General features: G+C 72.9%; 20 protein-coding genes and 1 rRNA gene. 16 read left to right on the top strand and 5 right to left on the bottom strand.

What is annotated here, in order from left to right; genetic code table 11:
- Positions 1-77: 77 nt before the first annotated feature.
- From BLW78_RS26660 to BLW78_RS26650, 3 genes are read left to right on the top strand one after another with little or no spacing between them, the layout of a single operon-like run.
- Positions 78-1052 (top strand): putative selenate ABC transporter substrate-binding protein, encoded by a 975-nt coding sequence (locus BLW78_RS26660; protein WP_244527071.1) that lies wholly within the window; start codon positions 78-80, stop codon positions 1050-1052.
- Between the two features lie 5 nt (positions 1053-1057).
- Positions 1058-1762: an ATP-binding cassette domain-containing protein gene (locus BLW78_RS26655; protein ID WP_091683140.1), complete on the top strand. Its 705-nt coding sequence runs from the start codon at positions 1058-1060 to the stop codon at positions 1760-1762.
- On the top strand, positions 1762-3321 hold the full coding sequence (locus BLW78_RS26650; RefSeq protein WP_091683138.1) for a PhnE/PtxC family ABC transporter permease: 1560 nt from the start codon (positions 1762-1764) through the stop codon (positions 3319-3321). Before BLW78_RS26655 ends, BLW78_RS26650 begins: the two co-directional genes overlap by 1 nt.
- A 154-nt stretch (positions 3322-3475) precedes the next feature.
- On the opposite strand, the gene BLW78_RS26645 is transcribed toward BLW78_RS26650, so the two are convergent.
- Together BLW78_RS26645 and BLW78_RS26640 are read right to left on the bottom strand one after the other, a co-directional pair.
- A complete protein-coding gene (locus BLW78_RS26645) occupies positions 3476-5722 on the bottom strand; it encodes a TonB-dependent siderophore receptor (RefSeq protein ID WP_091683137.1) in 2247 nt (748 codons plus the stop codon).
- A 229-nt stretch (positions 5723-5951) separates the two neighbouring features.
- Entirely contained in the window at positions 5952-7304 is a 1353-nt protein-coding gene (locus BLW78_RS26640) for an alpha/beta hydrolase (protein WP_091683135.1), read from the bottom strand.
- A 285-nt stretch (positions 7305-7589) separates the two neighbouring features.
- On the opposite strand from BLW78_RS26640, the gene BLW78_RS26635 reads away from it, so the two are divergent.
- The gene (locus BLW78_RS26635; protein WP_056524620.1) at positions 7590-7775 is read left to right on the top strand and encodes a hypothetical protein; all 186 of its coding nucleotides are present in this window, start codon (positions 7590-7592) and stop codon (positions 7773-7775) included.
- Positions 7776-7818: 43 nt separating this feature from the next.
- On the opposite strand, the gene BLW78_RS26630 is transcribed toward BLW78_RS26635, so the two are convergent.
- Complete coding sequence (locus BLW78_RS26630; protein ID WP_091683133.1) at positions 7819-9456, bottom strand: acyl-CoA synthetase; 1638 nt, start codon at positions 9454-9456, stop codon at positions 7819-7821.
- Between the two features lie 106 nt (positions 9457-9562).
- A complete protein-coding gene (locus BLW78_RS26625) occupies positions 9563-10123 on the bottom strand; it encodes a PAS domain-containing protein (RefSeq protein WP_020095561.1) in 561 nt (186 codons plus the stop codon).
- Positions 10124-10495: 372 nt separating this feature from the next.
- Between BLW78_RS26625 and BLW78_RS26620 the strand changes: the two genes are divergently transcribed.
- The 8 genes from BLW78_RS26620 to BLW78_RS26585 all read left to right on the top strand — a co-directional run bounded on the left by BLW78_RS26620 (position 10496) and on the right by BLW78_RS26585 (position 19135).
- Positions 10496-11143 (top strand): ParA family protein, encoded by a 648-nt coding sequence (locus tag BLW78_RS26620; protein WP_012318487.1) that lies wholly within the window; start codon positions 10496-10498, stop codon positions 11141-11143.
- Entirely contained in the window at positions 11127-11450 is a 324-nt protein-coding gene (locus BLW78_RS26615) for a ribbon-helix-helix domain-containing protein (RefSeq protein ID WP_020095560.1), read from the top strand. The genes BLW78_RS26620 and BLW78_RS26615 overlap by 17 nt, the downstream gene beginning before the upstream one ends.
- Before the next feature lie 468 nt (positions 11451-11918).
- On the top strand, positions 11919-13295 hold the full coding sequence (locus BLW78_RS26610) for a septal ring lytic transglycosylase RlpA family protein (RefSeq protein WP_091683132.1): 1377 nt from the start codon (positions 11919-11921) through the stop codon (positions 13293-13295).
- A 207-nt stretch (positions 13296-13502) separates the two neighbouring features.
- Positions 13503-14735 (top strand): D-alanyl-D-alanine carboxypeptidase family protein, encoded by a 1233-nt coding sequence (locus BLW78_RS26605; RefSeq protein WP_042670512.1) that lies wholly within the window; start codon positions 13503-13505, stop codon positions 14733-14735.
- A gap of 10 nt (positions 14736-14745) precedes the next feature.
- Positions 14746-15468, top strand: coding sequence for a dTMP kinase (gene tmk / locus BLW78_RS26600; RefSeq protein WP_091683163.1), 723 nt, complete (start codon positions 14746-14748; stop codon positions 15466-15468).
- Between the two features lie 166 nt (positions 15469-15634).
- Positions 15635-16687, top strand: coding sequence for a DNA polymerase III subunit delta' (locus BLW78_RS26595; RefSeq protein ID WP_091683130.1), 1053 nt, complete (start codon positions 15635-15637; stop codon positions 16685-16687).
- A gap of 148 nt (positions 16688-16835) precedes the next feature.
- Positions 16836-17420 (top strand): MarR family winged helix-turn-helix transcriptional regulator, encoded by a 585-nt coding sequence (locus tag BLW78_RS26590; RefSeq protein WP_091683128.1) that lies wholly within the window; start codon positions 16836-16838, stop codon positions 17418-17420.
- The gene (locus BLW78_RS26585; RefSeq protein ID WP_091683126.1) at positions 17417-19135 is read left to right on the top strand and encodes an FAD-dependent monooxygenase; all 1719 of its coding nucleotides are present in this window, start codon (positions 17417-17419) and stop codon (positions 19133-19135) included. The genes BLW78_RS26590 and BLW78_RS26585 overlap by 4 nt, the downstream gene beginning before the upstream one ends.
- Positions 19136-19239: 104 nt before the next feature.
- On the opposite strand, the gene BLW78_RS26580 is transcribed toward BLW78_RS26585, so the two are convergent.
- Positions 19240-20214: a helix-turn-helix domain-containing protein gene (locus BLW78_RS26580; protein ID WP_091683125.1), complete on the bottom strand. Its 975-nt coding sequence runs from the start codon at positions 20212-20214 to the stop codon at positions 19240-19242.
- Positions 20215-21528: 1314 nt separating this feature from the next.
- Here BLW78_RS26580 and metG point away from each other — a divergent pair.
- The 4 genes from metG to BLW78_RS26555 form a co-directional block, all read left to right on the top strand.
- Positions 21529-23106 carry a methionine--tRNA ligase gene (metG, locus tag BLW78_RS26570; RefSeq protein ID WP_091683123.1) on the top strand — a complete coding sequence of 526 codons (1578 nt, stop codon included), beginning with the start codon at positions 21529-21531 and terminating at the stop codon, positions 23104-23106.
- A 49-nt stretch (positions 23107-23155) separates the two neighbouring features.
- Complete coding sequence (locus BLW78_RS26565) at positions 23156-23956, top strand: TatD family hydrolase (protein ID WP_091683122.1); 801 nt, start codon at positions 23156-23158, stop codon at positions 23954-23956.
- A 22-nt stretch (positions 23957-23978) separates the two neighbouring features.
- Complete coding sequence (locus tag BLW78_RS26560; protein WP_091683120.1) at positions 23979-24782, top strand: MBL fold metallo-hydrolase; 804 nt, start codon at positions 23979-23981, stop codon at positions 24780-24782.
- Between the two features lie 455 nt (positions 24783-25237).
- A 16S ribosomal RNA gene (locus BLW78_RS26555) occupies positions 25238-25513 on the top strand; the annotation flags it as partial.

The raw sequence follows: 25513 nt of genomic DNA, 5'->3' as shown, positions 1-25513 counted from the left end.
TGGCGCGCGCGGCGTCTTCTGCTACGCCCGACGTGTTGCGAGCCCACCGTGCGTGGGCGTGGTGCCACGAGGACGCGATGCAGGGATCGACGCTGGGATCGAAGCCGGGCTCCAAGCCGGGCTCAAAGCCGGGATCGAGGTCGGGATCGAAGCCGGGACCGGGCTGGCTGGGGCGGCTCGCCCTGGGCGTCCTGGCGGCCCTGGCCGCCGCCGGGCCGGCGCGGGCGCAGGAGAAGCCGGCCGCGAAGGCGCTCCCGCCCCTCGTCTTCACCGGCATCCCCGACCAGGACGAGAGCCGGCTGGTCGAGCGCTTCGGCAAGGTCGCCGCCTATCTGGAGGCCGAGCTCGGCGTGCCGGTGCGCTACATCCCGGTGAAGAGCTACCCGGCGGCGGTCACCGCCTTCACCAACGGGCAGGTGCAGCTCGCGTGGTTCGGCGGCTTCACCGGCGTCCAGGCGCGCAAGGCCGTGCCGGGCTCCCAGGCGATCGCGCAGGGCGCCGAGGACGCGGCGTTCAAGACCTACGTCATCGCCAACGCCGCCACCGGGCTGAAGCCGGAGAAGGATTTCCCGAAGGCCGTCGCGGGCAGGACCTTCACGTTCGGCGCCCGCGCCTCGACCTCCGGGCGGCTGATGCCCGAGTACTTCGTCCGGCAGGCCTTCCCGGGGAAGACCCCGGAGCAGGTCTTCGCCCGGGTCGGCTTCTCGGGCGACCACACCCGGACGATCCAGCTGGTCCAGTCCGGCGCCTTCGCGGTCGGCGCCGTCGACTACTCGGTCTGGGACCTCGACTCGAAGGCCGGCAAGGTCGACCCGAAGGCCGTCTCGGTGATCTGGGAGAGCCCGACCTTCCCCGATTACCAGTGGACCGTGCGGGGCGACGTGGAGCAGACCTACGGCGCCGGCTTCACCGACAGGCTGCGGGCCGCGCTGACCGGCATCGCCGACCCGGCGATCCTGGAGCCGTTCGGGCGCTCGAAGTTCATCCCCGTGACCAACGCGGCCTACGAGCCCCTCGTCGAGGTCGGACGCTCCACCGGCCTCCTGGACTGACGCGCGTGTCGCGCGGCGCGGCAGCCGGCGACGAGTCGGGCGCGGGGTCCGGCGCGGCCATCGTCCTGGCGAACGCCTCCGCGGCCTATGACGGGCGCCCGGTTCTGTCGGGCCTCGACCTGACCGTGCGGGCGGGCGAGCGGGTCGCGCTCATGGGGCGCTCGGGGGCCGGCAAGTCGACCCTGATCGGCCTGATCCACGGGCAGGCCCCCGGGCGGGTGGCCCTGGTGCCGCAGGCGGCCGCCCTGGTGCGGCCGCTCTCGGTGTTCCACAACGTCTACATGGGCCGCCTCGACCGGCGCTCGACCCTGCACAACCTGCGGACCCTGGTCCGGCCGGCGCGGGCCGACGTCGCCGCCGTGGCGGCGGTCCTCGACCGGGTCGGGCTCGCGGACCGGCTCTGGGACCGGGCCGGGGAGCTCTCCGGCGGCCAGCAGCAGCGCGTCTCGGTGGCCCGCGCCCTCTACAACGGACGGCCGATCCTGGTGGCGGACGAGCCGGTCTCGGCGCTGGACCGCCAGCAGGGCGGCCGGATCCTCACCGAGCTGGCCCGCGGGCACGAGACCCTGATCCTGGCGCTCCACGACGTGGCCCTGGCCCTCGCCCACACCGACCGGGTCGTGGTGCTGGAGGCCGGCCGGATCGTCCTCGACGCGCCCTCGGCCGGCCTCGACCCGGCGCGGCTCAGCCCGTTCTACGAGGCCGCCTGATGGGCGCTCTCGCCGGCAAGGCCGCGTTCCTGCCGCGGCCGGGCTACGCGGCGGTGAGTCGCTGGTTCCTGGCGGCGGCGCTCGCCGGCCTGCTGGTCGCCGACCTGCAGGTCACGACCCTCCACCCCTTCGCCGACCTCGCCCGGCTGCTGGGCGGCCTGATCCGGCCCGATTTCCCCGCCGTCGAGGGCTGGAGCGTCCTCTACACCGTGGCCTTCGCGATGCTCGGCGTCGGGCTCGGGGCCGGGACGGGGCTGCTGCTCGCCGTCCCCTTCGCCCGCTCGCGCGCCGTCCGGCTCGCCTGCGCGGGCCTGCGCGCCGTCCACGAGCTGTTCTGGGCGCTGCTGCTGATGCAGGTCTTCGGCCTGTCGGCGACCACCGGCGTCCTCGCCATCGCGCTGCCCTACGCGGGCATCTGCGCCAAGGTCTACGCCGAGTTGATCGAGGAGGCCGACCTCGCGGCGCTCCGCGTCCTGCCCGCGGGCACCGGCGCGGTCTCGGCCTTCCTGTACGCGCGCCTGCCCGAAGTGGCCGGACGGATGCGCGACTACACCCTCTATCGCCTCGAATGCGGCCTGCGCTCCAGCCTCGTGCTGGGCTTCATCGGCCTGCCGACCATGGGCTTCGCCTTCGAATCCGCCTTCCGCCAGGGCCGCTACGCCGAGGCCGGGGCGCTGCTCCTGATCTTCTACGCGCTGATCGGCACGCGCCGGCTCTGGGTGCGCGCCCGGACCCTGCCGTTCCTCCTCGTCGGCGCCGTGCTGGCGCTGCCGCCGACCGTCGGCAGCGCGGCGATCGGCCCGAGCCTCGCCCGCTTCCTCGGCCACGACGTCGTGCCGGCCCCGCTCCGGGGCGCGCCGCTCGCCGAGCCCGAGACCTGGGCGCGGCTCTGGTCGTGGCTGCGCCCGATCCTGACCGAGCAGGTCCTGCCCGGGACCGCCCAGACCCTGATCCTGGCGCAGATCGCCCTGGCCGCCACCGCCCTCGGGGCCCTCGTCCTGTTCCCGCTGACCGCGCGGCGCTTCGCCGGGCCGATCGGGCGGCCGCTGGGGCGGGCGCTCCTCGTGGTGGTGCGCTCCACGCCGGAATACATGCTGGCCTACGTCGCCCTGCAGCTGCTCGGCCCCTCGATGCTGCCGGCGATCCTGGCGCTGGCCCTGCACAATGCCGGCATCGTCGCCTACCTGATGGGCCGGCACGCCGACGCGATCCCCTACCGGGCGGACGCCCCCCGGGGCCTCGACCTCTACGCCTACGAGACCGTGCCGCGGCTCTACGGGCAGTTCCTGGCCTACCTGCTTTACCGCTGGGAGCTGATCCTGCGGGAGAGCGCGATCTTCGGCATCCTGGGGGTCACGACCTTGGGCTTCTATGTCGACGCCGCGATCTCGGAATTGCGCCTCGACGTGGCCCTGGTGCTGATCGCCGCCACCGCGCTGGTGACGATGGCGGTCGACGCGTTCTCGCGGGCGCTCCGCCGGTCCCTGCGGATCGACACCCTGCCGACCCGGCTCTCCGGGCCGCAGCCGATCACCGGGGCGGAGGCTGCGGACGGCTGATCGGAGCGCCGCCGTCGTTGCGAGCGGAGCGAAGCAATCCAGCAGCGCCACGCCCGCCGATGTCGCGCTTCCCTGGATCGCCTCGCTGCGCTCGCGATGACGGGGCTGGTCACCATGCTGCGGGCGGCCGCTAACAAGAACCGCCCGGACCGCCTCACCACTTGTAGCTGACCTTCGCCAGCACCCGCCGGGCGTCGCCGTAGAAGCACGACACGTTCGACTGGCAGGAGGCGACGTAGCGCCGGTCGGCGAGGTTCGAGGCGTTCACCTGGAAGCGCCAGTTCTCGTAATCGTAGTGCACCTGCGCGTCGAACAGCACGTAGTCGGGCACCCGCAGGGTGTTGGCCACGTCCGCGAAGGAGCTGCCGACGTAGCGCACGCCGCCGCCGAAGCCGAAGCCGCGCCACGGCCCGAGCGGGATGGTGTAGTCGGCGAACAGCGAGGCCAGGGTCTGGGGGATGTTGACCGGCGTCTTGCCGACCCGCACCGGATCGGCATCCCGCTCGGTGGTGAAGTCGAACTTGGTGAAGGACGCCACGAGGTTGAGGCCGTCGGCGACGTTGGCGACGAGCTGCGCCTCGAAGCCGGTGGAGCGCACCGCGCCGACCTGCGTCTGGAAGATCGTGTTCACCGGGTTGGGGGTGAGCACGTTGCTGCGGTGGATGTCGAAGCCCGCCAGCGTCAGGAAGTAGCCCTGGCCGGGCGGCTCGAACTTGACGCCGCCCTCGACCTGATCGCCGGTATCGGGCCTGAAGGTGCGGTTGTTGATGTCCACACCGATCTGGGGCTGGAACGAGGTCGCGTACATGATGTAGGGCGCGAGGCCGAAGTCGAAGTTGTAGATCGCCGCCGCCCGGTAGGTGAAGGCGCTGTCGTTGCGGCCGTTGGTGTTGGCGGGCGTCAGGCGGTCGTAGACGGTGTTCTGGACGAAGTCCTGGCGGCCGCCGAGGATCAGGGTCAGCTCCGGCGTGAGCTTGATCTGGTCCTGGAAGTAGAGGCCGACCTGCTGGAACGAGTTGGCGTTGATCAGGTAGGGCGAGGCCGAGACCGCCTGCGGGCCGTAAGCGGGCGCGAGGATGTTGAGGTCGGGGCCGGGGAAGCCCGAGGCCTGGTTGTCGTGGATCTGGAAGTTCCGGTACTCCACGCCCATCAGGAAGTCGTGGCGGAAGAAGCCGTCGAAGAACTTGGCCTCGGCCTGCGTGTCGACGTCGAGCTGCGCGATCTTGGCGGAATCCCGGAACAGGTAGCGGCCGAGCTGGGTCTGGAGCGGGTCGGTGTAGCCAAGCTGGCCGATATAGGAGTTCTGGAAGCTCTGCGTGTAGCCGTAGCGGGCGTTCTGGCGCACCGCCCAGGTGTCGTCGAAGACGTGCTCGAACTCGTAGCCGATGAAGGCCTGGTCGCGCCGGAAGGTGTTGAAGCCGGCATCGCCCACGTTGAGCGAGCGCGGGATGCGCAGGCCGAGCAGGGTCGGCCGGGCCGTGCCGTAATAGGGCAGGAAGTTCGCCGTCACGGCCGTGTTGTCGTGCTGGAAGCTCGACAGGACCGTGAACTTGGTCGACCCGTCCGGCTTATAGGTGAAGGCCGGGGCGATGTAGTAGCTGTCGTCCGGCGCGCCCTGGACCTGCGTGCCGCCGTTGCGGGCGTAGCCGGTCAGGCGGCCGAACCAGTGGCCCTCGGCGTCGGCCGGGCCGCCGACGTCGAAGGCGGCGTAGCGCTGGTCGAAGGAGCCGCCGCCGACCTCGACGAGCCCGAACGGGGTCTCGGTCGGGCGCTTGCTGATCTGGTTGATCAGGCCGCCGGGATTGCCGGCGCCGAACAGCACCGCGGAGGGGCCGCGCAGCACCTCGATGCGCTCCAGCCCGAACGTGTTCACGCGGCTGTAGGCGAAGCCGTAGTTCAGGAGCTGCAGGCCGTTGAGGTAGAGGCCGTAATCGCTGACCACGAAGCCGCGGAGCTGGAAGAAGTCGAGGCGCGTGTCGGCGCCGAAGGTGCCCGCGTAGGTGCCGGCGACGTACTGGGTCGCCTGGGTGAGGGTCTGGGCGTTCTGGGTGTCGAGCTGCTTGCGGCCCACGACGCTGATCGATTGCGGCGTCTCGATCAGCGGGGTGTTGGTCTTGGTCGCGGTCGCCGAGCGCCGGGCCACGTAGCCGTCGATCGGGCCGGTCGGGCTCTCCGCGCCGCGCACGGGTGCGCCGGCCGGGGCCCCGGAGGCCGGGCCGCCGCCCTGGCCGGTGACGCTCAGCTCCTCGAGCTGCACGCTGCCGCCGGCGGTCGGGCCGGCGCCGCCGCGGCGCGACGCGTCCTGGGCGAGGCTCGGCGCGGCCTGCGCCAGCACGGCGAGCGAGGCCCCGGCGAGCAGGGCGCGCAGGGTGATGCCGGGGAGGGGGTGGACGGCTCTCATGGTCTCTTGCCGGATGCGACGCTGCGGGCAGCCGACCGCGCGCGCCGGGACCCACCCCGGCGTCTCGGCCGCGCTGTTTAGAATTGTGATAAAGTACTGTAAAACTTGATCTTTCTCCATCCGGACTACGGGCAGCCGGACGCGGCCGCAAGCGGCCTTCACGCGGAAGGCGACGCCTGTTGCCGTAGCGACACGTATCGGTGGTGCGGCGGGGGGCGGTCCCGCGGGGCTACTTCACCCGGTCCGCGAGCCAGCCGGCCAGGACGTCCGCGACGGCGTCGCTGTTCGTCTCCAGCATCATCATGTGGCCGTTGCCGTGGAGGCCGCGGTCGGCCAGCCGGACCACGTCCGGCCTGGCGCCGGCCTGGGTCAGGAACGCGACGGTGCAGTCGTCGTAGGTCGCGTGGAAGGAGGCCTCCGCGGTCACCACCACGGCCGGCACCTTGGCGAGGTTCGGCAGGGACCGGACGGGCTCGCCCTGCAGCCAGCAGCGGATCCGCCCGTCCGCCGCCCTGTCGGACTTGGATTCGGACCCCTTGGCCGCCTGCGCCACCGTCAGGTCCTCGGGCGCCCGGACCGGCGGGTCGAAGGTCAGCGGCATGCGGGTCAGCCCGTAGGCGCGGGCGCGCCCGTCGCCGGTCTTCTCCCAGAACTCCTTGCCGCCGCGGAACTGCACGTCGAAGAAGGGCGGGCCATTGGGCTCGACGGCGACATGGGCCTTCACGAGGTCCGGCCGCGCGTCCGAGGCCGCCCAGCCGAACAGGGCCGCCTGACCGTGGGTGAGCAGGATCGCCGGCCCGATCCTGTCCAGCAGCGCCACGAGCGCCGGGTCGACCAGCTCCTCGGTCTGCTGGCTGTTGGCGAGGAACGGGACCTGGCTGGCGAAGAACTGGTCGAAGGCGGCGTTGCCCTGCACGCCGGCCCCGCCCGGCCAGCGGGTGTGGAGCTTGGCCTGCGGGTAGAGGTCGTAGACCTCGGGCGCCGTGTGGGTGCGCTCCAGGCTGCGGGTGCCGAGCCGGTCGTAGGGGCCGTAGACCTCCGGGTTGGTGCCCGAGCGCCCGCGCCCGACCTGATCGACCACGTAGACCTGGTAGCCCTTCTCGACGAAGCGCTGCACCCAGCCCGGGCGGCCGTCCGCGGTGGCGAGGTAGTTCACGCCGGTCTGGGCGAGGCCGTGGACCATCACCACCGGGTAGGGCTGCGTGACCCGGGCCGGGGTGCGCGACTGCACGAACATCTGGCCGACCATCACGGTCTTGTCGCCGAGCTTCTGGTAGCGGCCGCCGATGTAGAAGTAGCCGGCGCGGGTCACCGGCTCGGCCGGGCCCGGCTCCGCCGCCGCTCCCGGCGCGGCGGGGGCGGGCGCCGCGCTCCGGGGCGGGGCGTTCGGAGGCGTCGCGGGCAGGGGAGCGGGCAGGGGCGCGGGCTGGGCCGGGACGGGCCCCTGCGCCCGGGCGGGGCCCGCGACAGGCCCGGCTCCCAGCACAGTTCCCAGTCCGGCGGCCAGGATCAGCCCCTGAGCGGCGCGCAGCGCCGCGCGGGTGCCGTTCGCGATGCCGCCCGCGATGCCGCTGCCGGCCATGCCGTCTCTCCCGGATGCGCGCCGCTCCGCGCCGGCGCTTATTGCGGGAAACGCAACGTTCCACCAGCCAGGAAAGCTGCACGGTCCCGCGCGATCATCCCCGGCCGGACGAAGCGTCGCGGCGACCGGGATCGCGGCCGAGCCCGGCCCTCCGCGCATGCCAGGCGCGACCGCGGCGGCGCTGGCGCGGCGCGGGCGGCGCGCCCACCTTGGGGAGGCACCGGCGCCACAGCGGCGCCCCCCGCCCGGATCGCCCGCGGCGGGGCGAAGCCAAGGACTCCCGCCGTGGATCCCGAAACCGCCAAGACCCTGGTCTCCGCCGCCCTGGTCGCGTCGATCACCCTGTTCAGCCTCGTGTCGCTCCAGGCGTTCGTCGCCCAGATCCTGGCCGACCTCCGCGACGCCGGGTCCGCCCCGAAGCCCGTGCCGGTACCGGTGCGCGTCGACCGCCGGGATCCGCCGCAGGCCTGACCGGCCCGCCGCTCCGATCGACGGGTGCCGGGCCGGGCGCGGATCAGGCCCCGTCCTGCCGAGCCCGCTCGCGCAGGATGAACTTCTGCACCTTGCCGGTGGAGGTCTTCGGCAGCTCGCCGAAGACCACGTGGCGGGGGAGCTTGTAGGAGGCCAGCCGCCCCCGGCACCACTGGATCAGCTCGTCGGCCGTGGGGGTCGCGCCGGCTTTGAGCTCGACGAAGGCGCAGGGCGTCTCGCCCCACTTCGCGTCGGGCTTGGCCACCACCGCGGCCGCGGCGACCGCTGGGTGCTTGAACAGGGCGTCCTCGACCTCGATCGACGAGATGTTCTCGCCGCCCGAGATGATGATGTCCTTCGAGCGGTCCTTGAGCTGCACGTAGCCGTCCGGGTGCTTCACCCCGAGGTCGCCGGTGCGGAACCAGCCGCCCTTGAAGGCGGCCTGCGTGGCCGCCGGGTTCTTGAGGTAGCCGCGCATCACCACGTTGCCGCGCATCATCACCTCGCCGATCGTCGCCCCGTCGGCGGGCACCGGCTCCAGCGTCTCCGGGTCGCGCACGTCGAGGGCCTCGAGCACCGGGTAGCGCACGCCCTGGCGGGCCTTCCGGGCTGCCCGCTGGTCGGCCGCCAGCGCGTCCCAGTCGGCGTGCCAGGCGTTGACCACCGCCGGGCCGTAGCTCTCGGTCAGGCCGTACAGGTGGGTCACGTCGAATCCGGCCTCCGACATGCCGGCCAGCACCGCCTCCGGCGGCGGGGCCGCGGCGGTGAAGAAGGCGACGCGCCGGGGCAGGTCGCGGCGCTCGGCATCGGGGGCGTTGATCAGCATCTGCATGACGATCGGCGCGCCGCAGAGATGCGTGACCCCGTGCTCGGCCATCAGCCGGTACATCGTCTCGGCCCGCACCTGCCGCAGGCAGACATGGGTCCCGGCCACGATCGACAGGGTCCAGGGGAAGCACCAGCCGTTGCAGTGGAACATCGGCAGGGTCCAGAGATAGACCGGGTGCTGGCCGAGGCCGCCCGTGATGACGTTGCCGAGGGCCAGCAGTGCCGCCCCGCGATGGTGGTAGACCACGCCCTTCGGGTCGCCGGTGGTGCCCGACGTGTAGTTCAGGGTGATCGCGTCCCACTCGTCGTCCGGCAGCCGCCAGTCGTGCTCCGGGTCGCCGCCGGCCAGGAAGGCCTCGTAGTCGGTCGCGCCCAGGCGGGCGCCCGGGCCGTCGTACTCGGGATCGTCGACGTCGATCACGAAGGGCTTGGGCTCCAGCCCCTCCAGGGCCCCGGCGGCCGTCCGGGAGAACTCGCGGTCGGTGATCAGCACCTTGGCCTCGCCGTGCTGCAGGCAGAAGCGGATCGCGTCGGCGTCGAGGCGGGTGTTGAGGGTGTTGAGCACCGCCCCGGTCATCGGCACGCCGTAGTGGCACTCGATCATCTCGGGGGTGTTGGCGAGCAGCGCCGCCACGGTGTCGCCGCGGCCGATCCCGCGCGCCGCCAGCGCCGAGGCGAGGCGGCGGGCCCGGGCGTAGACCTCCCGGTAGGACCGCCGCAGGGGGCCGTGGACCACCGCGACGTGGTCGGGAAACACCCGCGCGGCCCGGTCCAGGTAGAGCAGGGGCGTCAGCGGCTGGTGGTTGGCCGGGACGCGGTCGAGGTCGCGGTCGTAGATCGTGTCGCGGGCCATCCCCGTCCTCCCGGCAAAGTGTTGCCGGGACAGTAGCTTGCCGGAACGGGCGCGATCAATCGGTCCGGCGGGGCTTCCGCGCCCCGTCGCGCTCTCAGTGGCGCGCTCAGTGGCGCGGCTCGTCCTCGGGCTCGGGCAGGAAGCGGGCGAGCTCGAAGCCGATCTCGATCATCAGGTGCTCGATCCGGTCGGTGAGCGACGGCCGGTGCAGGGCGCGGGCGAGGTCGCGCAGGGCGATGACGTGCTCGGCCATCCGGTTCACCACCCGCTCGCTCTGCACGAGGTTGGCGGCCTGCTCCTCGGTGCGGTCGATGGCGATGCCGCGCCCGCGGGTCGCCCCGCCGGCGGGGTCGCGCTCGATCCGGCCGCGCATCAGCAGCGTGCGGATCCCGGTGCGGGTGTCCTTCGTGCGGAACTCCGCCTCGACGGGACCGCCGGTCTCGGCCACCGCGTGGAGATAGCTCTCGATCCGGACGCGGTCCTCGGGATGGGTGCGGTCGAGGAAGGCCTCCAGGGACACGCCGGCGGCGGCCGCCTCGGGGTCCAGGCCGAGCAGATCCGCGAGCGGGGCCGAGAGCGCCAGCTGCCCCGCCCAGTAATCGTGGGCCCAGGTGCCCACGACGCCGGAGGCCTCCAGAATGGATTGCGGGATCGGGGCTTCGGACATGCCATTCCTCGATGGGGCGATCCTTGTCTTTAAACTTGAGGTTTTCACCCCCACCAAGCTCCTCGTCTCACCCGCGCTCACGCTACGGTATCCGGGCGTCGCTGGAAAGGCTGTTAACCCTCTATATGCCAAGAATCTTAACTTGAAGTTTAGACTGCTGTCCTGCTGCCGCACTGGGCGGGGATATCCGCGAGGGACCGTTGTCTTAACGGCTCGTTAACCATGTCGGCCCCAACCTGTGCCCCGACATCCTTGGGTCACAGGATCGCGGCACGCCGCGAATCCCATACCTGAGGTTGGCACAGACGGCGCGGCGACCGGCAGTTGCGGGCGCCCGGACGGATGCATGGGGCCTTCTGGAGGACGCCCGGGATGAAAGCGATCACCTTCGTCACGCAGAAGGGCGGCAGCGGCAAGAGCACGCTGTGCATCTCCCTGGCGGTGGCCGCCCGGGAGGCGGGCCACACGGTCTGCATCCTGGAGATGGACCGGCAGGCCACGATCTCCGACTGGCTGGACCACCGCACGGCCGACGGTCCCGAGGTGGCGCAGATCGACGCCACCCAGATCGACGCCGTGATGGAGCGCCTGCGCGACTCCGCCTACGACTACGTGTTCATCGACACGCCCGGCGTCGATTCCACCGGCACCCTCTCGGCGATCCGCGCCGCGGATCTGTGCATCATCCCGTGCCGGCCGACCCCCGCGGACCTGCGGGCGTTCAAGCCGACCCTGGCCGCCGTCTACCGGCTGGAGAAGAAGTTCGCCTTCGTGCTGAACCAGACCCCGCCGCGCTCCTACCGGGTCCGCGACGCCGCGGACGGGCTCGCGGTGCTGGGCATCCTGCCCGACGTGAACATCGTCGCCCGCACCGACCACCAGGACGCGATCGGCCTCGGCCAGGGCGTCACCGAGTTCAACCCCAAGGGCCAGGCCGCCGGCGAGGTCCGCCGCCTCTGGTCGTGGATCGAGCGCCGCACGCAGTCCCTGAGGACGGGCCAGCATGTCCAAGCCGCCTAAGCTCAGCCTCGCGGCGATCGTGGCCTCGGCGAGCCCGCCGGCCCGGCCCCAGGCGGCCCGGCCGCAGGGCGCCGAGATCGTGTCGCTCACCCTCGCGCCCCCGGCGCCGAAGCAGGCGGCCACGCTCAAGCAGCGCGCCCGCCAGATGTCGGTCTACCTGGAGCCGCCGGTCTACGACCAGCTGCGCGACCTCGCCTACGCCGAGCGGACCAAGATGCACGCGCTGATGCTGGAAGGCCTCGACCTGCTGTTCAAGCAGCGGGGCGCCCAGTCGATCGGGCAGCTCACCGACACGCAGTCCCGCTGAGGGCGAACTCGGCCTTCGGCCTATTACACCCGGGGCGGCGCGGCCGCTCCGGAGCGTGCCGCTGCTGCGCGCGGCGCCTTCCGGCCCTCCGGGACCGCGGCGCCGCGGAGGGCCGGCGCGGATCGAGCGGCCCGCGGCCTCCGCACCGGCTCGGTCCCGAGCCATCGCGATCCTGGCCCCGCTCCCACACGGAAAAGTGGAGCGCCGCGCCCGGGGGCGGTCGGACGGGCGCGCCAGTTAGAATTTGAAAAATCCGTTCCCGAACAAGATGTTGCCCGTCGATCCGCGCGCAATGCTCGAGAACCGACCGGCCGCGCGGCCCGCTTCCTGAACCCGGCCGCAGCCCATCGTTCAGGCTTCCTTTACGCGACCGCTACAAATCTGGGTGGACCGATCGCGGCCCCGTGCACGCGGCCGGCTCCGGTCCGGTCGGGCCCCGCTCACGCGTAGAGTTTGGTGAACCCCACGATGGTGCGCACGACGCTTCCCCGGCCGGCGCGCCTCGCCCTGCGGCTCATCGCCGTCTCGGGCGTGGCCCTGGCCACGGCCAACTGCGCGACCTCGCCCCAGCAGAAGCTCGCCGCCGGGAACGGGATCGACCCGAAATACGGGGTCAAGGCGAGCCCGCGCCTCTACAACGAGGGCGACGTGATCCCGAAGGGCGGCGGGCGCCGCTACACCGGCAAGCCCTACGTGGTGGCCGGGCAGACCTACGTGCCGAAGGAGAATCCGAGCGGCTACGTGCGCGAGGGGCTCGCCTCCTGGTACGGCTCGGCCTTCCACGGCCGCATGACCGCCAACGGCGAGGTCTTCGACCGCCACTCGATCGCCGCCGCCCACCCGACCCTGCCGCTGCCGAGCTACGCCCGGGTGACGAACCTCGAGAACGGCTACTCGATGCTGGTGCGCGTCAACGACCGCGGCCCCTACCATGCCGGCCGGGTCATGGACGTGTCGGAGGATGCAGCCGAAGCGCTGGGCTTCCACCGCAGGGGCACCGCGCGGGTGCGCGTCGAGTATGTCGGCAAGGCCTCGGTGGCCGGCAGCGACGACCGCAAGCTCCTCGCGAGCCTGCGCACCGACGGGCGGCCCGCCGGCCGCTCGACCGTGATGATGGCCGATCTCGGCCCGACGGAGGACACCGAGCGCTACACGCGCTCAGCCCCGGCTCTGGCCTTCAGGCCCGCCCAGGAGGCGGAGGAGAGCGGGACGGAGGCCGGGACGGCGGCCGGGAAGGCGCCCGCCGAGGCCCCGGCCGCCCGGCCCGAGCGGACGGCGCCGGTGCGCGCGCCGATCGTGCTGGCCTCGGCCGCCGTGACGGTCCCGGCGGCCGTGCAGCCCACCGCCCCGCGGGTGCGCGAGTTCCGGCCCGCCCCCGTGCCGGCCGTCGCCGCCAGGGGCGGCCTCGGGGCCGGGACCCTGAAGGTCGCGGGTCTCAACCCGGCCCACACCCCCGGCCTCGCCCCGGCCGCGCCGCCGGCGCACGGTCATGCCGCCGGGAAGGCCGGCCCGAAGGCCGGCCCGGCCCTCGCCGAGGTCCATCGCCGGGCGGTCCCGGCGCCCGGGACCGTGAAGCTCGCCAAGGCGTCGTCGGGCCCTTCCTCCGCGCCGCACGGCGCGTCCCCGGCCGCGATGCCCGCCGCGATGCCGGCCTCGGCCAAGCTCGCCATGGCGCGCCTCGCCGCGGTGCCGGCCAGGGCGTCGGCCACGAAGGCCGGTGCGCCGGCCGCGAACGGCTCCGCGGCCACCTCTGCCAAGACCGCCCCCAAGGCCCCCGCCGCCAAGGGGCCGGCCACCAAGACCGCCGGCAAGGCGGGACACGCCCGCCTCGCCGGGATCTACTGACGGCGGCGCCCGGGCCGACCCGTGGCCGCCCGACGGGTCCGGCGGCCCATGTGGCGGCCGATGTGGCGGCCGATGTGGCGGCCGATGTGGCGGCCGATGCGGCATTTCGCATTCGATCCGGCGCCGAAACCGTAATATGGTCACGCTTGTTATTGGGATACGGGCGGGACGCTTCCGGCCCGACGGCAGGCGCGGGACGGAACGGTGATGCGCAGACCCCTTCTCACCCTTCTCGCGGCCGCCTGCGCGCTGGGCGCCGGCCTCGCCGCCGCCGCCGCGCAGACTTTCCAGACCGCGGCCCCGCACGCGATCCTGATCGACGCCGATTCCGGCTCGGTCCTGTTCGAGAAGGCCGCCGACGAGCGGTTCTCGCCGGCCAGCATGGCCAAGCTGATGACCACCGACATCGTGTTCGAGGCGCTGAAATCCGGCCGCCTGTCGATGGACACGGAGTTCACCGTCACCGAGGACGCGTGGAAGCGCGGCGGGGCCGGGGGCGGCGGCTCGTCGATGTTCGCGCAGGTGAACAGCCGCATCAAGATGGCGGACCTGCTGCGCGGCCTGATCGTGCAGTCGGGCAACGACGCGGCCATCACCATCGCGGAGAACATGGCCGGTTCCGAGGAGGCCTTCGCCGGGCTGATGAACCAGCGCGCCAAGGAGATCGGGCTGACGAACTCGACCTTCCGCAACGCCACCGGCTACTCGGCGCCCGACCAGAAGGTCACGGCCCGGGACATGGCGAAGCTCGCGCTGCACATCATCGACACCTACCCGGACTACTACAAGATCTTCGCCGAGAAGGAGTTCACCTGGAACAAGATCCGCCAGCAGAACCGCAACCCGCTGCTCGCCCTCGACATCGGCGCGGACGGACTCAAGACCGGCTACCTGGAGGAATCCGGCTACGCGCTCACCGGCTCGGCGGTGCAGAACGGCCAGCGGCTCGTGCTGGTGGTCTCGGGGCTCAAGACCGCCCGGGACCGCGCCTCCGAGTCGCGCAAGCTGATGGAGTGGGGGTTCCGCGCCTTCGAGCCCCGGCAGGTCTTCGCGCCGGGCGAGACCGTGGCCGAGGCCTCGGTGTTCGGCGGCCAGTCGGGCTCGGTGCCGCTGGTGGCGAAGAAGCCCGTGCGGGTGCTGCTGCCGCGGGGCTCCAGCGACCGGGTCAGCGCCAGGGCGATCTATACCGGGCCGCTCATCGCCCCGGTGGAGGAGGGCCAGCGGGTCGGGATCCTGCGCGTCCAGCGCGGCGACACCGTCGCCCTCGACCAGCCGCTCTTCGCCGGCGCCGCGGTGGAGCCCGGCACCCTGTCGCAGCGGGCGATGGACGCGGCGCTGGAATTCGGCACCGGCCTCGTCCGCAAGGCCTTCGACCGGGCCGGCAAGGGAACCGACAAGGGCGGGGACAAGGGTGCTGCCGGGGCGGCCAACCCGTCGTGACGGCGCGCGCGTGACCGGGCCGCTGTCCGGGGATCCCGCCGGGGCGGGCGGCACCTTCATCACCGTCGAGGGCGGGGAGGGGGCCGGCAAGTCGACCCAGATCGCCCGCCTCGCCGCGACCCTGCGCGCGCGCTCGGGGCGGCCCGTCTGCGTGACGCGCGAGCCCGGCGGCTCGCCGCGGGCGGAGGAGATCCGCACGGCGCTGCTCGACGGCGTCGCCAAGCCCTACGGCCCCTTCGCGGAGGCCCTGCTGTTCAGCGCCGCCCGGATCGACCATCTCGACCGGCTGATCCGCCCGGCGCTCCGCCGGGGCGAGACCGTGCTGTGCGACCGGTTCATCGACTCGACCCGGGCCTACCAGGGCGCCGCCGGGGGGCTCGATCCCGGGCTCGTGGACGCCCTGGAGCGGGTCGTCGTCGGCCCGACCCGGCCCGATCTCACCCTGATCCTCGACCTCGCCCCCGAGTCCGGCCTCGCCCGCGCGGCCGGGCGCGGCGCCCGGACGGGGCAGGGGGCCGACCGGTTCGAGGCCGAGGCCCTCGACTTCCACGTCCGGCTGCGGGAGGCCTTCCTGGCGATCGCCCGGGCGGAACCGGGGCGCTGCGCGGTGATCGACGCGTCCCGCGATCCCGACGCGGTCGAGGCGGCGATCCGCGCCGCCGTCGCGACCCGGCTGCCGGCGCTCCTGCCCGACCGGCCGGCGGGGGCGGGCCGGAGCGGCGACGCCGCGTGAGCGGCCGTACGGGCGGGGCCGGTCCCGGCCCGACCGGTCCCATCCTGGCCGGCGGCCGTGTAAGCAGTCGCGCGGGCGCGCCACCCAGATCGGAGCCCGCCGGCCCGCGCCGTGAGACCCACTCCATGAAGCCCGCCCGTGAAGCCCGCCCCGTGAGACCCGCCCCGTGAAGCCCACCGACCGCGCCGCCGACGACGTCGAGCCCGGGGACCTCGCCGGGATCCCGCGCCCGCGCGAGACCTTCGGGCTCGTCGGCCACGCGGCCGCGGCCGACGCCTTCGCGGCCGCCATCGCGGCGGGGCGCCTGCACCACGCGTGGCTGATCGGCGGCGCCCCCGGCATCGGCAAGGCGACCCTGGCCTACCGGGTCGCCCGGCGCCTGCTCGCCTACCCGGGGGGCGGGGGCCCGGCGGGCCTCGCCGTGCCGGCGGGCGACGCCGTCCTCGGCAAGGTGGCGGGCCTGTCGCACCCGAACCTCGTGGTCCTGCGCCGCCACCGGAGCGCCGGCGCCAAGACGCTGCCGACCAAGATCTCGGTCGACGCCGTGCGCCGCGCCCTCGACCTGTTCGCCTCGACGGCCGCGGATTCGGGCTGGCGCGTCTGCATCCTCGACAGCGCCGAGGACCTGAACGCCAACGCCGCCAACGCGCTGCTGAAGGTGCTGGAGGAGCCGCCGCCCCGCGCGCTGTTCCTGATCCTGTCCCACCAGCCCGGCCGGCTGCTGCCGACCATCCGCTCCCGCTGCCGGGCGCTGATGCTGCGCCCCCTCCCGGCCGAGGACGTCGCCCGGGTGGTGCGCGGCCTGCCCGAGCCCTTCGCGCAGCCCGACGAGACCGCCCTGGCCCGGGCACTGGCCCAGTGCGAGGGCTCGGTCGCCCGCGCGCTCGCGATGCTCGATCCGGTCACCGCCGGCCTCGTGGCCGAGATCGAGACCCTGCTGGCGCGGGCGCGCACGCCCGACTGGGGCCGGGTGCTCAAGCTCGCCGAGACCCTGGCGGGCCGCGACGCCGAGGCGCGGTTCGAGGCCGCCCAGGACGCGGTGCTGCGCTTCGTCTCGGCCGAGATCGACCGGCGCCGGGACGAGCCCCCCGCCCGCCTCGCGGCCCTGGTGGAGGTCGCCGACCGGTTCGGCCGCGCCGCCCGGGAGGCGGCGATCTACAACCTCGACCGGCGCCCGGTCGTGCTGTCGCTGTTCGGGGATCTCGCGGCGGTGGCTTAGGGCCCGGCGGGCACCCGTCCCCGTCGCCCGTATCCGACATCCGGATCCGGCCCGCCGCCGGCGTGGAACCGTCCGGCGCCGGCGCCGTTGTCGGCGCGATGACAGCATACTGTCATTCTGACAACATCCTGCCGCCAGGACGTGCCCCATGGAGCCCGACCCGCCTCGGACAGCCCGCGACCGCGACCGGACCCGGCACGCTCTGTCGGACCTCGTGCTCGCGGTGTTCCGCCTCAACGGCGACCTGCTCGCGGCCGGCGACACGCTGGTGCAGGATCTCGGGCTCACCAGCGCCCGCTGGCAGGTGCTGGGGGCCATCGCCCTCGCGCCGGCGCCGCTGCCCGTCGCCCACATCGCCCGCAACATGGGCCTCGCCCGCCAGTCGGTGCAGCGCCTCGTCGGCGAGATGCGGGCCGACGGGCTGATCCGGCTCGCGCCCAACCCCCACCACCGCCGCGCGCCCCTCGTCGCCATGACCCCGCGGGGCGCGGAGGCCTATCGGCAGGCGATGGCGCGCAACGCCCTCTGGTCGGACGGGCTCACCGAGGGCCTCGCGCCCGAGGGCGTCGAGGCCGCCGCCGCGCTGCTGCAGGGCCTGCAGCGGCGGATCGGCGCCTCCCACGCCGCCATCGCGTCCATCGCCGCGGAGGCCCGGCAGGAGACGCCGCACGAGACCCCGCACGAGACCCCGCACGAGACCCGACAGGAAAGCCGACAGGAGACCGACCGATGACCGACGCCCACGCCGCCCCGGGCTACGACGCCGACGTGATCATCGTCGGCGCGGGCCCCGTCGGCCTGACCGCGGGCTGCGCCCTGCGCCATCACGGCGTGTCGTGCCTGATCCTGGAGCAGCGCGCGGAAGTCAGGGCGTACTCGCGGGCCAACAATCTCTGGGCCCGCCCGCAGGAGCTGCTCGCCGGCATCGGCCTGCGCGACGCCCTGGCGGAGAACGCCTACGCGGTCCGCACCATCAACTTCTTCGTCGACGGCGCGCCGACGACGCCGATCCCCATCGCCGACGTCGCCAGCCCCTATCCCGACGTCCTCTACAGCGGGCAGGACGTGATCGAGCGGACCCTGACCGACGCGTTCGAGGCCCGCGGCGGCCGGCTGGACCGGGGCTGCACGGTGACCGGCATCGACCAGGACGCGGCGGGCGTCACCGTGACCCTCCGGCGGGGCGCGGACGGGCCGGAGACGCGGCTGCGCGCCCGCTACTGCGTGGCCGCCGACGGGGCCCGGAGCACGGTCCGCGCCCGGCTCGGCCTGGATTTCGAGCCCGAGCGGCTCGCGGGCTGCATGAACCGGCAGGTCGACGCCCGGCTGTCCTGGCGCCGCGGGTCCGAGCCGGACCAGCTCTGGTTCTTCTACTACCCGCGCGGCTTCGCCGGCATCATGCCGGTCTGGGGCGGCTACCACCGGCTGTTCTTCCTGGCCGACGACGCCGGCGTGCCGGACCGCGACCCGACGCTCGCGGAGATCCAGGCCCTCGCCCGGGAGGTCACCGGCGACGAGACCCTCACCCTGAGCGACCCGCAATGGCTGACGCACAGCCGCTTCGCCTACGGGGTCTCCCCCGGCTACGCGCGGGGCCGCGTGTTCCTGGCGGGCGATGCCGGGCACCTGTCCCTGCCGATCGGCGGCCAGGGGATGAATGCCGGCCTCCACGACGCGGTCGAGATCGCGTGGCGGCTGGCCATGACCCTGCGGGGCGAGGCGGCGCCCGCCATCCTCGACTCCTACGACGGCGAGCGCGGCGGCGAGCACGCCCGGCTGAGCGCCCAGCAGGTGCGCGGGTTCCGGTGGACCGTCTATCGCGGCCCCGTCACCGACACGGTGCTGGGGCTGGCCGCGAAGGCGCTGCCGAACCTGGGCTCCCTGCTGCAGGGGACGGACGACATGCAGCAGATGGGCGTCGCCTATCCCGGCAGCCCCCTGAACGCGGATCACCTGTCGGGCCTCGCGAACCTGACGCACCTGCTGCGGCCGGAGCCGAAGCCGGGCCAGCGCGCGCCGGACGCGCCGGTGACGCGGGACGGGGTGCCCACGCGCCTGTTCCCGTTCCTCTACAACCCGGACGGATGGACGACGGGCTGGGCGCTCCTGTGCTTCGACGGACGGTCGCCGGAGGCGGCGCCCGCCCTTCTGGAGGCGGTCCGGGCCGTGGCGCCCTGGCCCTGGCTGCGTCCGCGGCTCGTCCTCGCCGGCCCCCTGATCGCGGCGGCGGAGGTGCCCGTCCTGTCGGATCTGGACGGCCGGGCACACGGCGCCTACGGGCTGGAGGGCCGGCCGGCGCTCGTGCTGGTGCGCCCGGACGGGCACATCGCCTTCCGGAGCGGCGCCGACCGGACCGACCGCCTGATCGCGTATTGCCGCGCGCTCTTCGACGCGGCGGGGCGCGCGGCCGGGGAAGCGGTGCGGCCGGAGGCGGCTTGCGCCGGGTGAGGGCGGGGGCCGCGACGTCGGAGCCGTGCCCCGGGGCACGGCTCCGCCCCTCGTCCCGGCGCCGCGTCCCGGCCGAGCGCGACCGGCACCGGAGTCGCGGCGTCTCACGGATCCGGCCGGCTGCCGGACAGGCGCAGGATCGCGGCTTCCCTGTAGGCGCGGGGCGACAGGCCGTGGCGGTCCTTGAAGCGCCGGGCGAAATGGGCCTGGCTCGCGAAGCCGCACTCGTAGGCCACGACGCCGATCGGGCGGTGCAGGCTGACCGGATCGGAGAGGCGCCTGGCCGCCGCCGCGAGGCGGCGCTCCCAGATCCAGTCGGAGATGTGCTGGCCGCGCTCGTGGAACAGCTCCTGGAGCCGGCGCAGGGACACGCCCATCGCGGCGGCAAGCCGGGGCGGATCGAGGGTCTGGTCGCCGAGATTCGCCTCGACATGGGCCTTGGCGCGCTGGACCACGACGCTGCCGTGCAGGGAATGCGGCACCTCCCGGGCCATCCGATCCGCGAGCGCGGCCACGATCAGATCCACGCCGATGGTCGCCATGCGCTCCGCCGCCTCGGGGGAGAGCTGCCGGTTCACCCGGAGCAGATCCCCGAAGAAGGTCGTCACCAGGCGGGTCGTGGCCGATCCGGCGGGCATCGTCAGGGCCGCGAACAGCCGGGCCGGTCCGAGCAGGCCCTCGAGGCGCTCCCGCGGCAGGGCCATGACCAGGGTCTGGCCATCCGTGCGCGCGTCCAGCACGCCCGGGTGATGGTCGATGACGGTGAGGTCTCCCGTCCCCTGCACCGCCTCGCGGCCGTGCTGCTGAAAGGTGGACGCGCCGGCGAGACGGAAGTTCACGCGGATCAGCCCGTCAGGCCGGCGCCGGACCGTATCGGCGGTGATCGTGGTCGTGAGGGCGCTCTGGGTGATCCGGCTGAAGGTCAGCGGGCCGACGGCGCCGATCTCGATCTCGCCCGCGAACGGCCCGTCGGCGCGCCGCCGCTGCTCGATCGGCCCGATCCGTTCGGCGACGACCTCCTGCCAGAGCTTGAAGCGCGTCCGGGGATGTGTCCCGGCCGTCGAGAAGACCCGGCGCATCAGGCCGCTCGGAGAGGCGCTGGCGCGCGGCCTCCGGAGGACCCGTCCGTTGCGCGGAGCCGGATGCCCCGGAGCGTGACCTGAAGACAAGTCATCGACGACGGATAGATCACATCTCCACCATATTTGATCGACCAATTCAGCAATAATCGACTTATTTTCTCTGTTATTCGCGATATATCGAACCGTTTACGGCCATAAATCCGATCTCTATAGACATTTCGTCGACAAAGACCTGGCAATACCGATTCGAATCGCTCATATGTCACGCTCCTTCGCCCCTCAAGCTCCGAGAATAACTTAGCGAGCGGATCTGCGTCCGCTGGCGCTCGGCATTCCGGGCCGATGTGACGTCGATGGCGGCCGTGCGTGGTGCACCGATCCGGCGGCGCGACGGAACGCCGGCAGGGCTCGGCCCACGTGACGGTGCCAGCGGCCGATGAGTCTTCGGCACAGACGTCCTTGCGAGCGGAGCGAAGCAATCCAGCAGCGCGACCTTGCCGATGTTGCGCCGCCCTGGGTCGCTTCGCTGCGCTCGCGATGACGGAGAAGCGTCGTCGACCGCAGCGCGCGGCTCAGCTTCCCTTGACAATGTTCCTATTTTGTGCTTCCTGACCGCACCTGTCCGCGGCGGCCCGGGAGTGATCCCGGGGCGTCCTTCGGGGGCCCGCCCGGTGGCTGACCGTGCGGGTCCGGGGACGGGGCGGCGCCCGCGTCGGTGGCTCTCAGCCGCCATCGCCCCGGGCGACGGACCGGTGCGGGGCGTGCCTCGGACGCGGGCGTGAGACCGGGCGGCACTCTGCCCGGCGGGTGAGGAAATGCCCCCGCGCCGACCCGCCTCTGGGCCGACCCTGAGCGACCTGCGGACCCGCCCACTACGAGGCGGGGGACGGCTGGAAGGCCACGGCGCCGATGCGGGTTCCGGAGGTGCGGGCACGGCGTGCGAGTACGGCGTGCCTGCACCTCGCCCGAGACCGCTAACGGGGAGTCGCAGGACCGGGACGTCGGAGACGCCGCGACGAGACAGACGGCACCGGCCGGGGACCATGCCCGGTCGATGCCGCGGGGCGCCGCGGGGATCGGATCCCGCGCGTACTTGGCCGACACCTGGGTTCCCGCGGCGTCCCGCGTCCCTCGTGCTCGCCTCCCGGGCCATGCCCCCGGCGCCCCGCGCGCGCGGGGACGATCACGCGTGTCCGGTGCTGGCCGCCGCGGAGGATCGCCGTCGCGCCCGCAGGCGGCGACGGTTGCGTCCCGGCGCCGGCCGCGCGACAACGCGGGCAGCTTCCCGCGCTCATCCGGAACACCACAGACGTGACGTCCAACGCCCCGGCGAATCCCCGAAAGACGTTCGGTCTCTCGACCGCGATCTCCTACCCCAACGGCGCGCCCCATATCGGCCACGCCTACGAGGTGATCGCCGCCGACGCGATCGCGCGCTTCCACCGGCTCGACGGCTACGACGTGCTGTTCTCCACCGGGACCGACGAGCACGGGCTCAAGATCCAGCAGGCCGCGACCCGGGCCGGCACCACCCCGCGCGCCTACGTCGACGGCACCGCCGCCCGGTTCCAGGCCATGGCCGACCGGATGGACTGCGCCTACGACCGCTTCATCCGCACCACCGAGCCCGGCCACTACGCCGCCGCCCAGGAGATCTGGCGGCGGATGGAGGCCAACGGCGACATCTACCTCGACAAGTATGCCGGCTGGTACTCGGTCCGCGACGAGGCCTACTACGACGAGTCCGAGACCCGGCTCCTGGAGGATGGCAGCCGCCGCAGCCTCGCCACCGACACGCCGGTCGAGTGGATGGAGGAGGAGAATTTTCTGTTCCGGCTCTCTGCCTACCAGGACAGGCTGCTGAAGCTCTACGACGAGCAGCCCGGCTTCATCGGGCCGGACACGCGCCGGAACGAGGTGGCGAGCTTCGTGCGCTCCGGCCTCAAGGACCTCTCGGTCAGCCGCACCAATTTCGACTGGGGCGTGCCAGTGCCCGGCCACCCCAACCACGTGATGTACGTGTGGGTCGACGCGCTCACCAATTACCTCACCGTCACCGGCTTCCCCGACGCGGAGAACCCCCAAAAAAGATTCTGGCCGATGGACCTGCACGTGATCGGCAAGGACATCGTCCGGTTCCACGCGGTCTACTGGCCGGCCTTCCTGATGTCGGCCGGGCTGCCGCTCCCGAAGCGCGTCTTCGGCCACGGCTTCTTGCTCTCCAAGGGCGAGAAGATGTCGAAGTCGCTGGGCAACGTCCTCGACCCGTTCGAGCTCGCCGACACCTACGGGGTCGACCCGGTGCGCTACTTCGTGCTGCGCGAGGTGCCGTTCGGGGGCGACGGCAGCTACAGCCACGAGGCGATCATCGGCCGGATCAACGCCGATCTCGCCAACGATCTCGGCAACCTCGCCCAGCGCTCGCTCACGATGGTCGCCAAGAACTGCGACGGCGCGGTGCCGGATCCGGGCAGCCTGGACGCGGCCGACACGGCCCTGCTGGCCCAGGCCGACGCCCTGCCGGCACGGGCCCGGACCCTCATGGGCGAGCTGGCGCTCCACACCGTCCTGGCCGAGATCTGGGCCGTGGTGGCCGAGGCCAACCGCTACTTCGCCGCCCAGGAGCCGTGGAAACTGCGCAAGTCCGACCCGGCGCGGATGAACGCGGTGCTCTACACGACGCTGGAATCCCTGCGCGTCTTCGGCATCCTGACCCAGCCCTTCGTGCCGGGGGCGGCGGCCAAGCTCCTCGACCTGCTGGCGGTGCCGGCCGACCGGCGCGGCCTCGCCGATGTGGGGGCGGGGGGCCGGCTCGTCCCCGGCACGGCGCTCCCCGCCCCCGCGCCGATCTTCCCGCGCTTCGAGCGCCCCGAGACTCCGTCCGCCTGAAGGACCTTGCCGCTTGAAGGACCCTGCCGCCCGACGGCCCCGAGACCCGATGCTCATCGACAGCCACTGCCATCTCGACTTCCCGGACTTCGCCGCCGACCTCCCGGGCGTGATCGCCCGCGCCAAGGCCGCGGGCGTCGCCGGCATGCTCACGATCGCCACCCGGGTCGCCAAGGCCGACACCTACCGGGCGATCGCCGAGGCTCATCCCGAGGTCTGGCACACGGTCGGCACCCATCCCCACGGGGCCGCCGAGGAGCCGGACGTCGCCGCCGAGACGATCGCGGGCCTCGCCCAGGCCAGCCCGCGCTGCGTCGGGATCGGCGAGGCGGGCCTCGACTACCACTACGCCGACGCCGCCCCCGAGGCCGTGCAGGAGCGGGTGCTGCGCGCCCATATCGCGGCGGCCCGGCTCTCCGGCCTGCCGCTCGTGATCCACGCCCGGGACGCCGACGACCACATGGAGCGGGTGCTCGCCGACGAGATGGGCCGGGCGCCGTTCCGGGCGGTGCTGCACTGCTTCTCGTCGGGGCGGCGGCTGGCGGAGGCGGGGGTGGAGCTCGGGCTGTACGTGTCCTTCTCGGGCATCGTCACCTTCCGGCGCTCGCACGACCTGCGCGACATCGCCAGGGCCGTGCCCCTCGACCGGATCCTGGTGGAGACCGACGCGCCGTTCCTGGCCCCCGAGCCCCACCGGGGACGGACCAACGAGCCGGCCTACACGGCCGACACCGCCCGGTCGCTGGCCGGGACCCTGGGGCTGACCGCCGAGGACTTCGCCCGGACCACGACGGCGAATTTCTTCACCTTGTTCGACAAGGCCGCCGGAACGCGCCCGGGCGCTGCGTGACGAGTCGGAGCGGGAGATCCGGATGGCGAGCCTGACCCTGCGCATCCTCGGTTGCGGCTCGTCCGGCGGGGTGCCGCGGGTCGGCAGCGGCTGGGGCGCCTGCGACCCGGCGGAGCCGCGCAACCGCCGGCGGCGCTGCTCGATCCTGGTGGAGCGCGCGTCGGGGGCGGGGCGGACCACGCTCCTGGTCGACACCTCTCCGGACCTGCGCGAGCAGCTCATTGACGCCGGCGTGACGCGCCTCGACGGGGTGCTCTACACCCACGCCCACGCCGACCACACCCACGGGATCGACGACCTGCGCCCGCTGGTGATCGCCATGCGGGCCCGCATCCCGGTCTACGCCGACGCCCTGACGCGGTCGCTGCTCACGGCCCGGTTCGGCTACTGCTTCGAGACGCCCCCCGGGAGCGCCTACCCGCCGATCCTCGACCTGCGCGACCTCGCCGCCGGCCGCGACCTCACCCTGGAGGGGGAGGGGGGCGCGGTCACCGTGGAATCGCTCCCGGTGGAGCACGGCAACGAGGCGGCCCTGGGCTTCCGCTTCGGCGCGGCCGCCTACATGCCCGACGTCAGCCTGATCCCGGAGGCGAGCCTCGCCCGGCTCCGCGGTCTCGACCTGCTGATCATCGACGCCCTGCGGGACACCCCGCACCCGACCCACTTCTCGGTCTCGGACGCCCTCGCGCTGATCGAGTCGGTGCAGCCACGCCGCGCGGTCCTGACCAACCTGCACACGGATCTCGACTACGGCGCCCTCGCGGCGCGCCTGCCGGAGGGCATCGTGCCCGCCTATGACGGCATGACCCTGAGCCTCGAGGCCTAGCGCGCTCACCGGGAGCGCGAATCGGGCGTCACACGGCTGTCGTCCGCGGAGTCCAAGAAAATCGGCTTTCCGGCCAACAAGCCTGTTGACGGCCGGGAACCCTGGATCTATACCCCGGCTCATCGGCGCCGGCCGCGGAAGTGGACCGGGCGCTGAGCCATCTTCTGACAAGCGGCGGGATTGGCCGGCGGGATTGCCGGGCGGTCTTCTGTTTGCCTCTGATGAGCCTCGGGCGACTGAGGTGTTCTTTGACAAGTTGGATTGAGGAAGGGAGACGCGGGCGGCGTTTGTCCTTGCGGCTAGGTCGAGAGACCTGGCGTGAGTAGACTTGTGCCGATCTGTTGTTCTTCTTTCTGAGCTCACCGACGGGTGTTCTGGCGCTGTGAAGCGTCTGGATGCTTGGTCGATGTGAGGCTCCGTCTGAGAATATACGTGATCGGCCAGATCAATCTCTTCAACGTGAGAGTTTGATCCTGGCTCAGAGCGAACGCTGGCGGCAGGCTTAACACATGCAAGTCGAGCGGGCCCTTCGGGGTCAGCGGCGGACGGGTGAGTAACGCGTGGGAACGTGCCTTCTGGTTCGGAATAACCCTGGGAAACTAGGGCTAATACCGGATACGCCCTTATGGGGAAAGGTTTACTGCCGGAAGATCGGCCCGCGTCTGATTAGCTAGTTGGTGGGGTAACGGCCTACCAAGGCGACGATCAGTAGCTGGTCTGAGAGGATGATC

Origin of the sequence: Methylobacterium sp. 275MFSha3.1 (assembly GCF_900108435.1) — a bacterium.
Lineage (GTDB): Bacteria > Pseudomonadota > Alphaproteobacteria > Rhizobiales > Beijerinckiaceae > Methylobacterium.
Note: the sequence above shows the minus strand (reverse complement) of the source record. Positions and strands in the feature narration are given on the sequence as shown.

What these genes read in the sequence shown, in the direction of transcription:
- BLW78_RS26650 (WP_091683138.1), top strand. Translation starts at nt 1,762, where the DNA reads ATGGGCGCTCTCGCCGGCAAGGCCGCGTTCCTGCCGCGGCCGGGCTAC.
- BLW78_RS26640 (WP_091683135.1), bottom strand. Translation starts at nt 7,304, where the DNA reads ATGGCCGGCAGCGGCATCGCGGGCGGCATCGCGAACGGCACCCGCGCG.
- BLW78_RS26630 (WP_091683133.1), bottom strand. Translation starts at nt 9,456, where the DNA reads ATGGCCCGCGACACGATCTACGACCGCGACCTCGACCGCGTCCCGGCC.
- BLW78_RS26615 (WP_020095560.1), top strand. Translation starts at nt 11,127, where the DNA reads ATGTCCAAGCCGCCTAAGCTCAGCCTCGCGGCGATCGTGGCCTCGGCG.
- BLW78_RS26565 (WP_091683122.1), top strand. Translation starts at nt 23,156, where the DNA reads ATGCTCATCGACAGCCACTGCCATCTCGACTTCCCGGACTTCGCCGCC.
- BLW78_RS26620 (WP_012318487.1), top strand. Translation starts at nt 10,496, where the DNA reads ATGAAAGCGATCACCTTCGTCACGCAGAAGGGCGGCAGCGGCAAGAGC.
- BLW78_RS26610 (WP_091683132.1), top strand. Translation starts at nt 11,919, where the DNA reads ATGGTGCGCACGACGCTTCCCCGGCCGGCGCGCCTCGCCCTGCGGCTC.
- BLW78_RS26625 (WP_020095561.1), bottom strand. Translation starts at nt 10,123, where the DNA reads ATGTCCGAAGCCCCGATCCCGCAATCCATTCTGGAGGCCTCCGGCGTC.
- BLW78_RS26590 (WP_091683128.1), top strand. Translation starts at nt 16,836, where the DNA reads ATGGAGCCCGACCCGCCTCGGACAGCCCGCGACCGCGACCGGACCCGG.
- BLW78_RS26605 (WP_042670512.1), top strand. Translation starts at nt 13,503, where the DNA reads ATGCGCAGACCCCTTCTCACCCTTCTCGCGGCCGCCTGCGCGCTGGGC.
- BLW78_RS26660 (WP_244527071.1), top strand. Translation starts at nt 78, where the DNA reads ATGCAGGGATCGACGCTGGGATCGAAGCCGGGCTCCAAGCCGGGCTCA.
- BLW78_RS26560 (WP_091683120.1), top strand. Translation starts at nt 23,979, where the DNA reads ATGGCGAGCCTGACCCTGCGCATCCTCGGTTGCGGCTCGTCCGGCGGG.
- BLW78_RS26585 (WP_091683126.1), top strand. Translation starts at nt 17,417, where the DNA reads ATGACCGACGCCCACGCCGCCCCGGGCTACGACGCCGACGTGATCATC.
- BLW78_RS26580 (WP_091683125.1), bottom strand. Translation starts at nt 20,214, where the DNA reads ATGCGCCGGGTCTTCTCGACGGCCGGGACACATCCCCGGACGCGCTTC.
- BLW78_RS26645 (WP_091683137.1), bottom strand. Translation starts at nt 5,722, where the DNA reads ATGAGAGCCGTCCACCCCCTCCCCGGCATCACCCTGCGCGCCCTGCTC.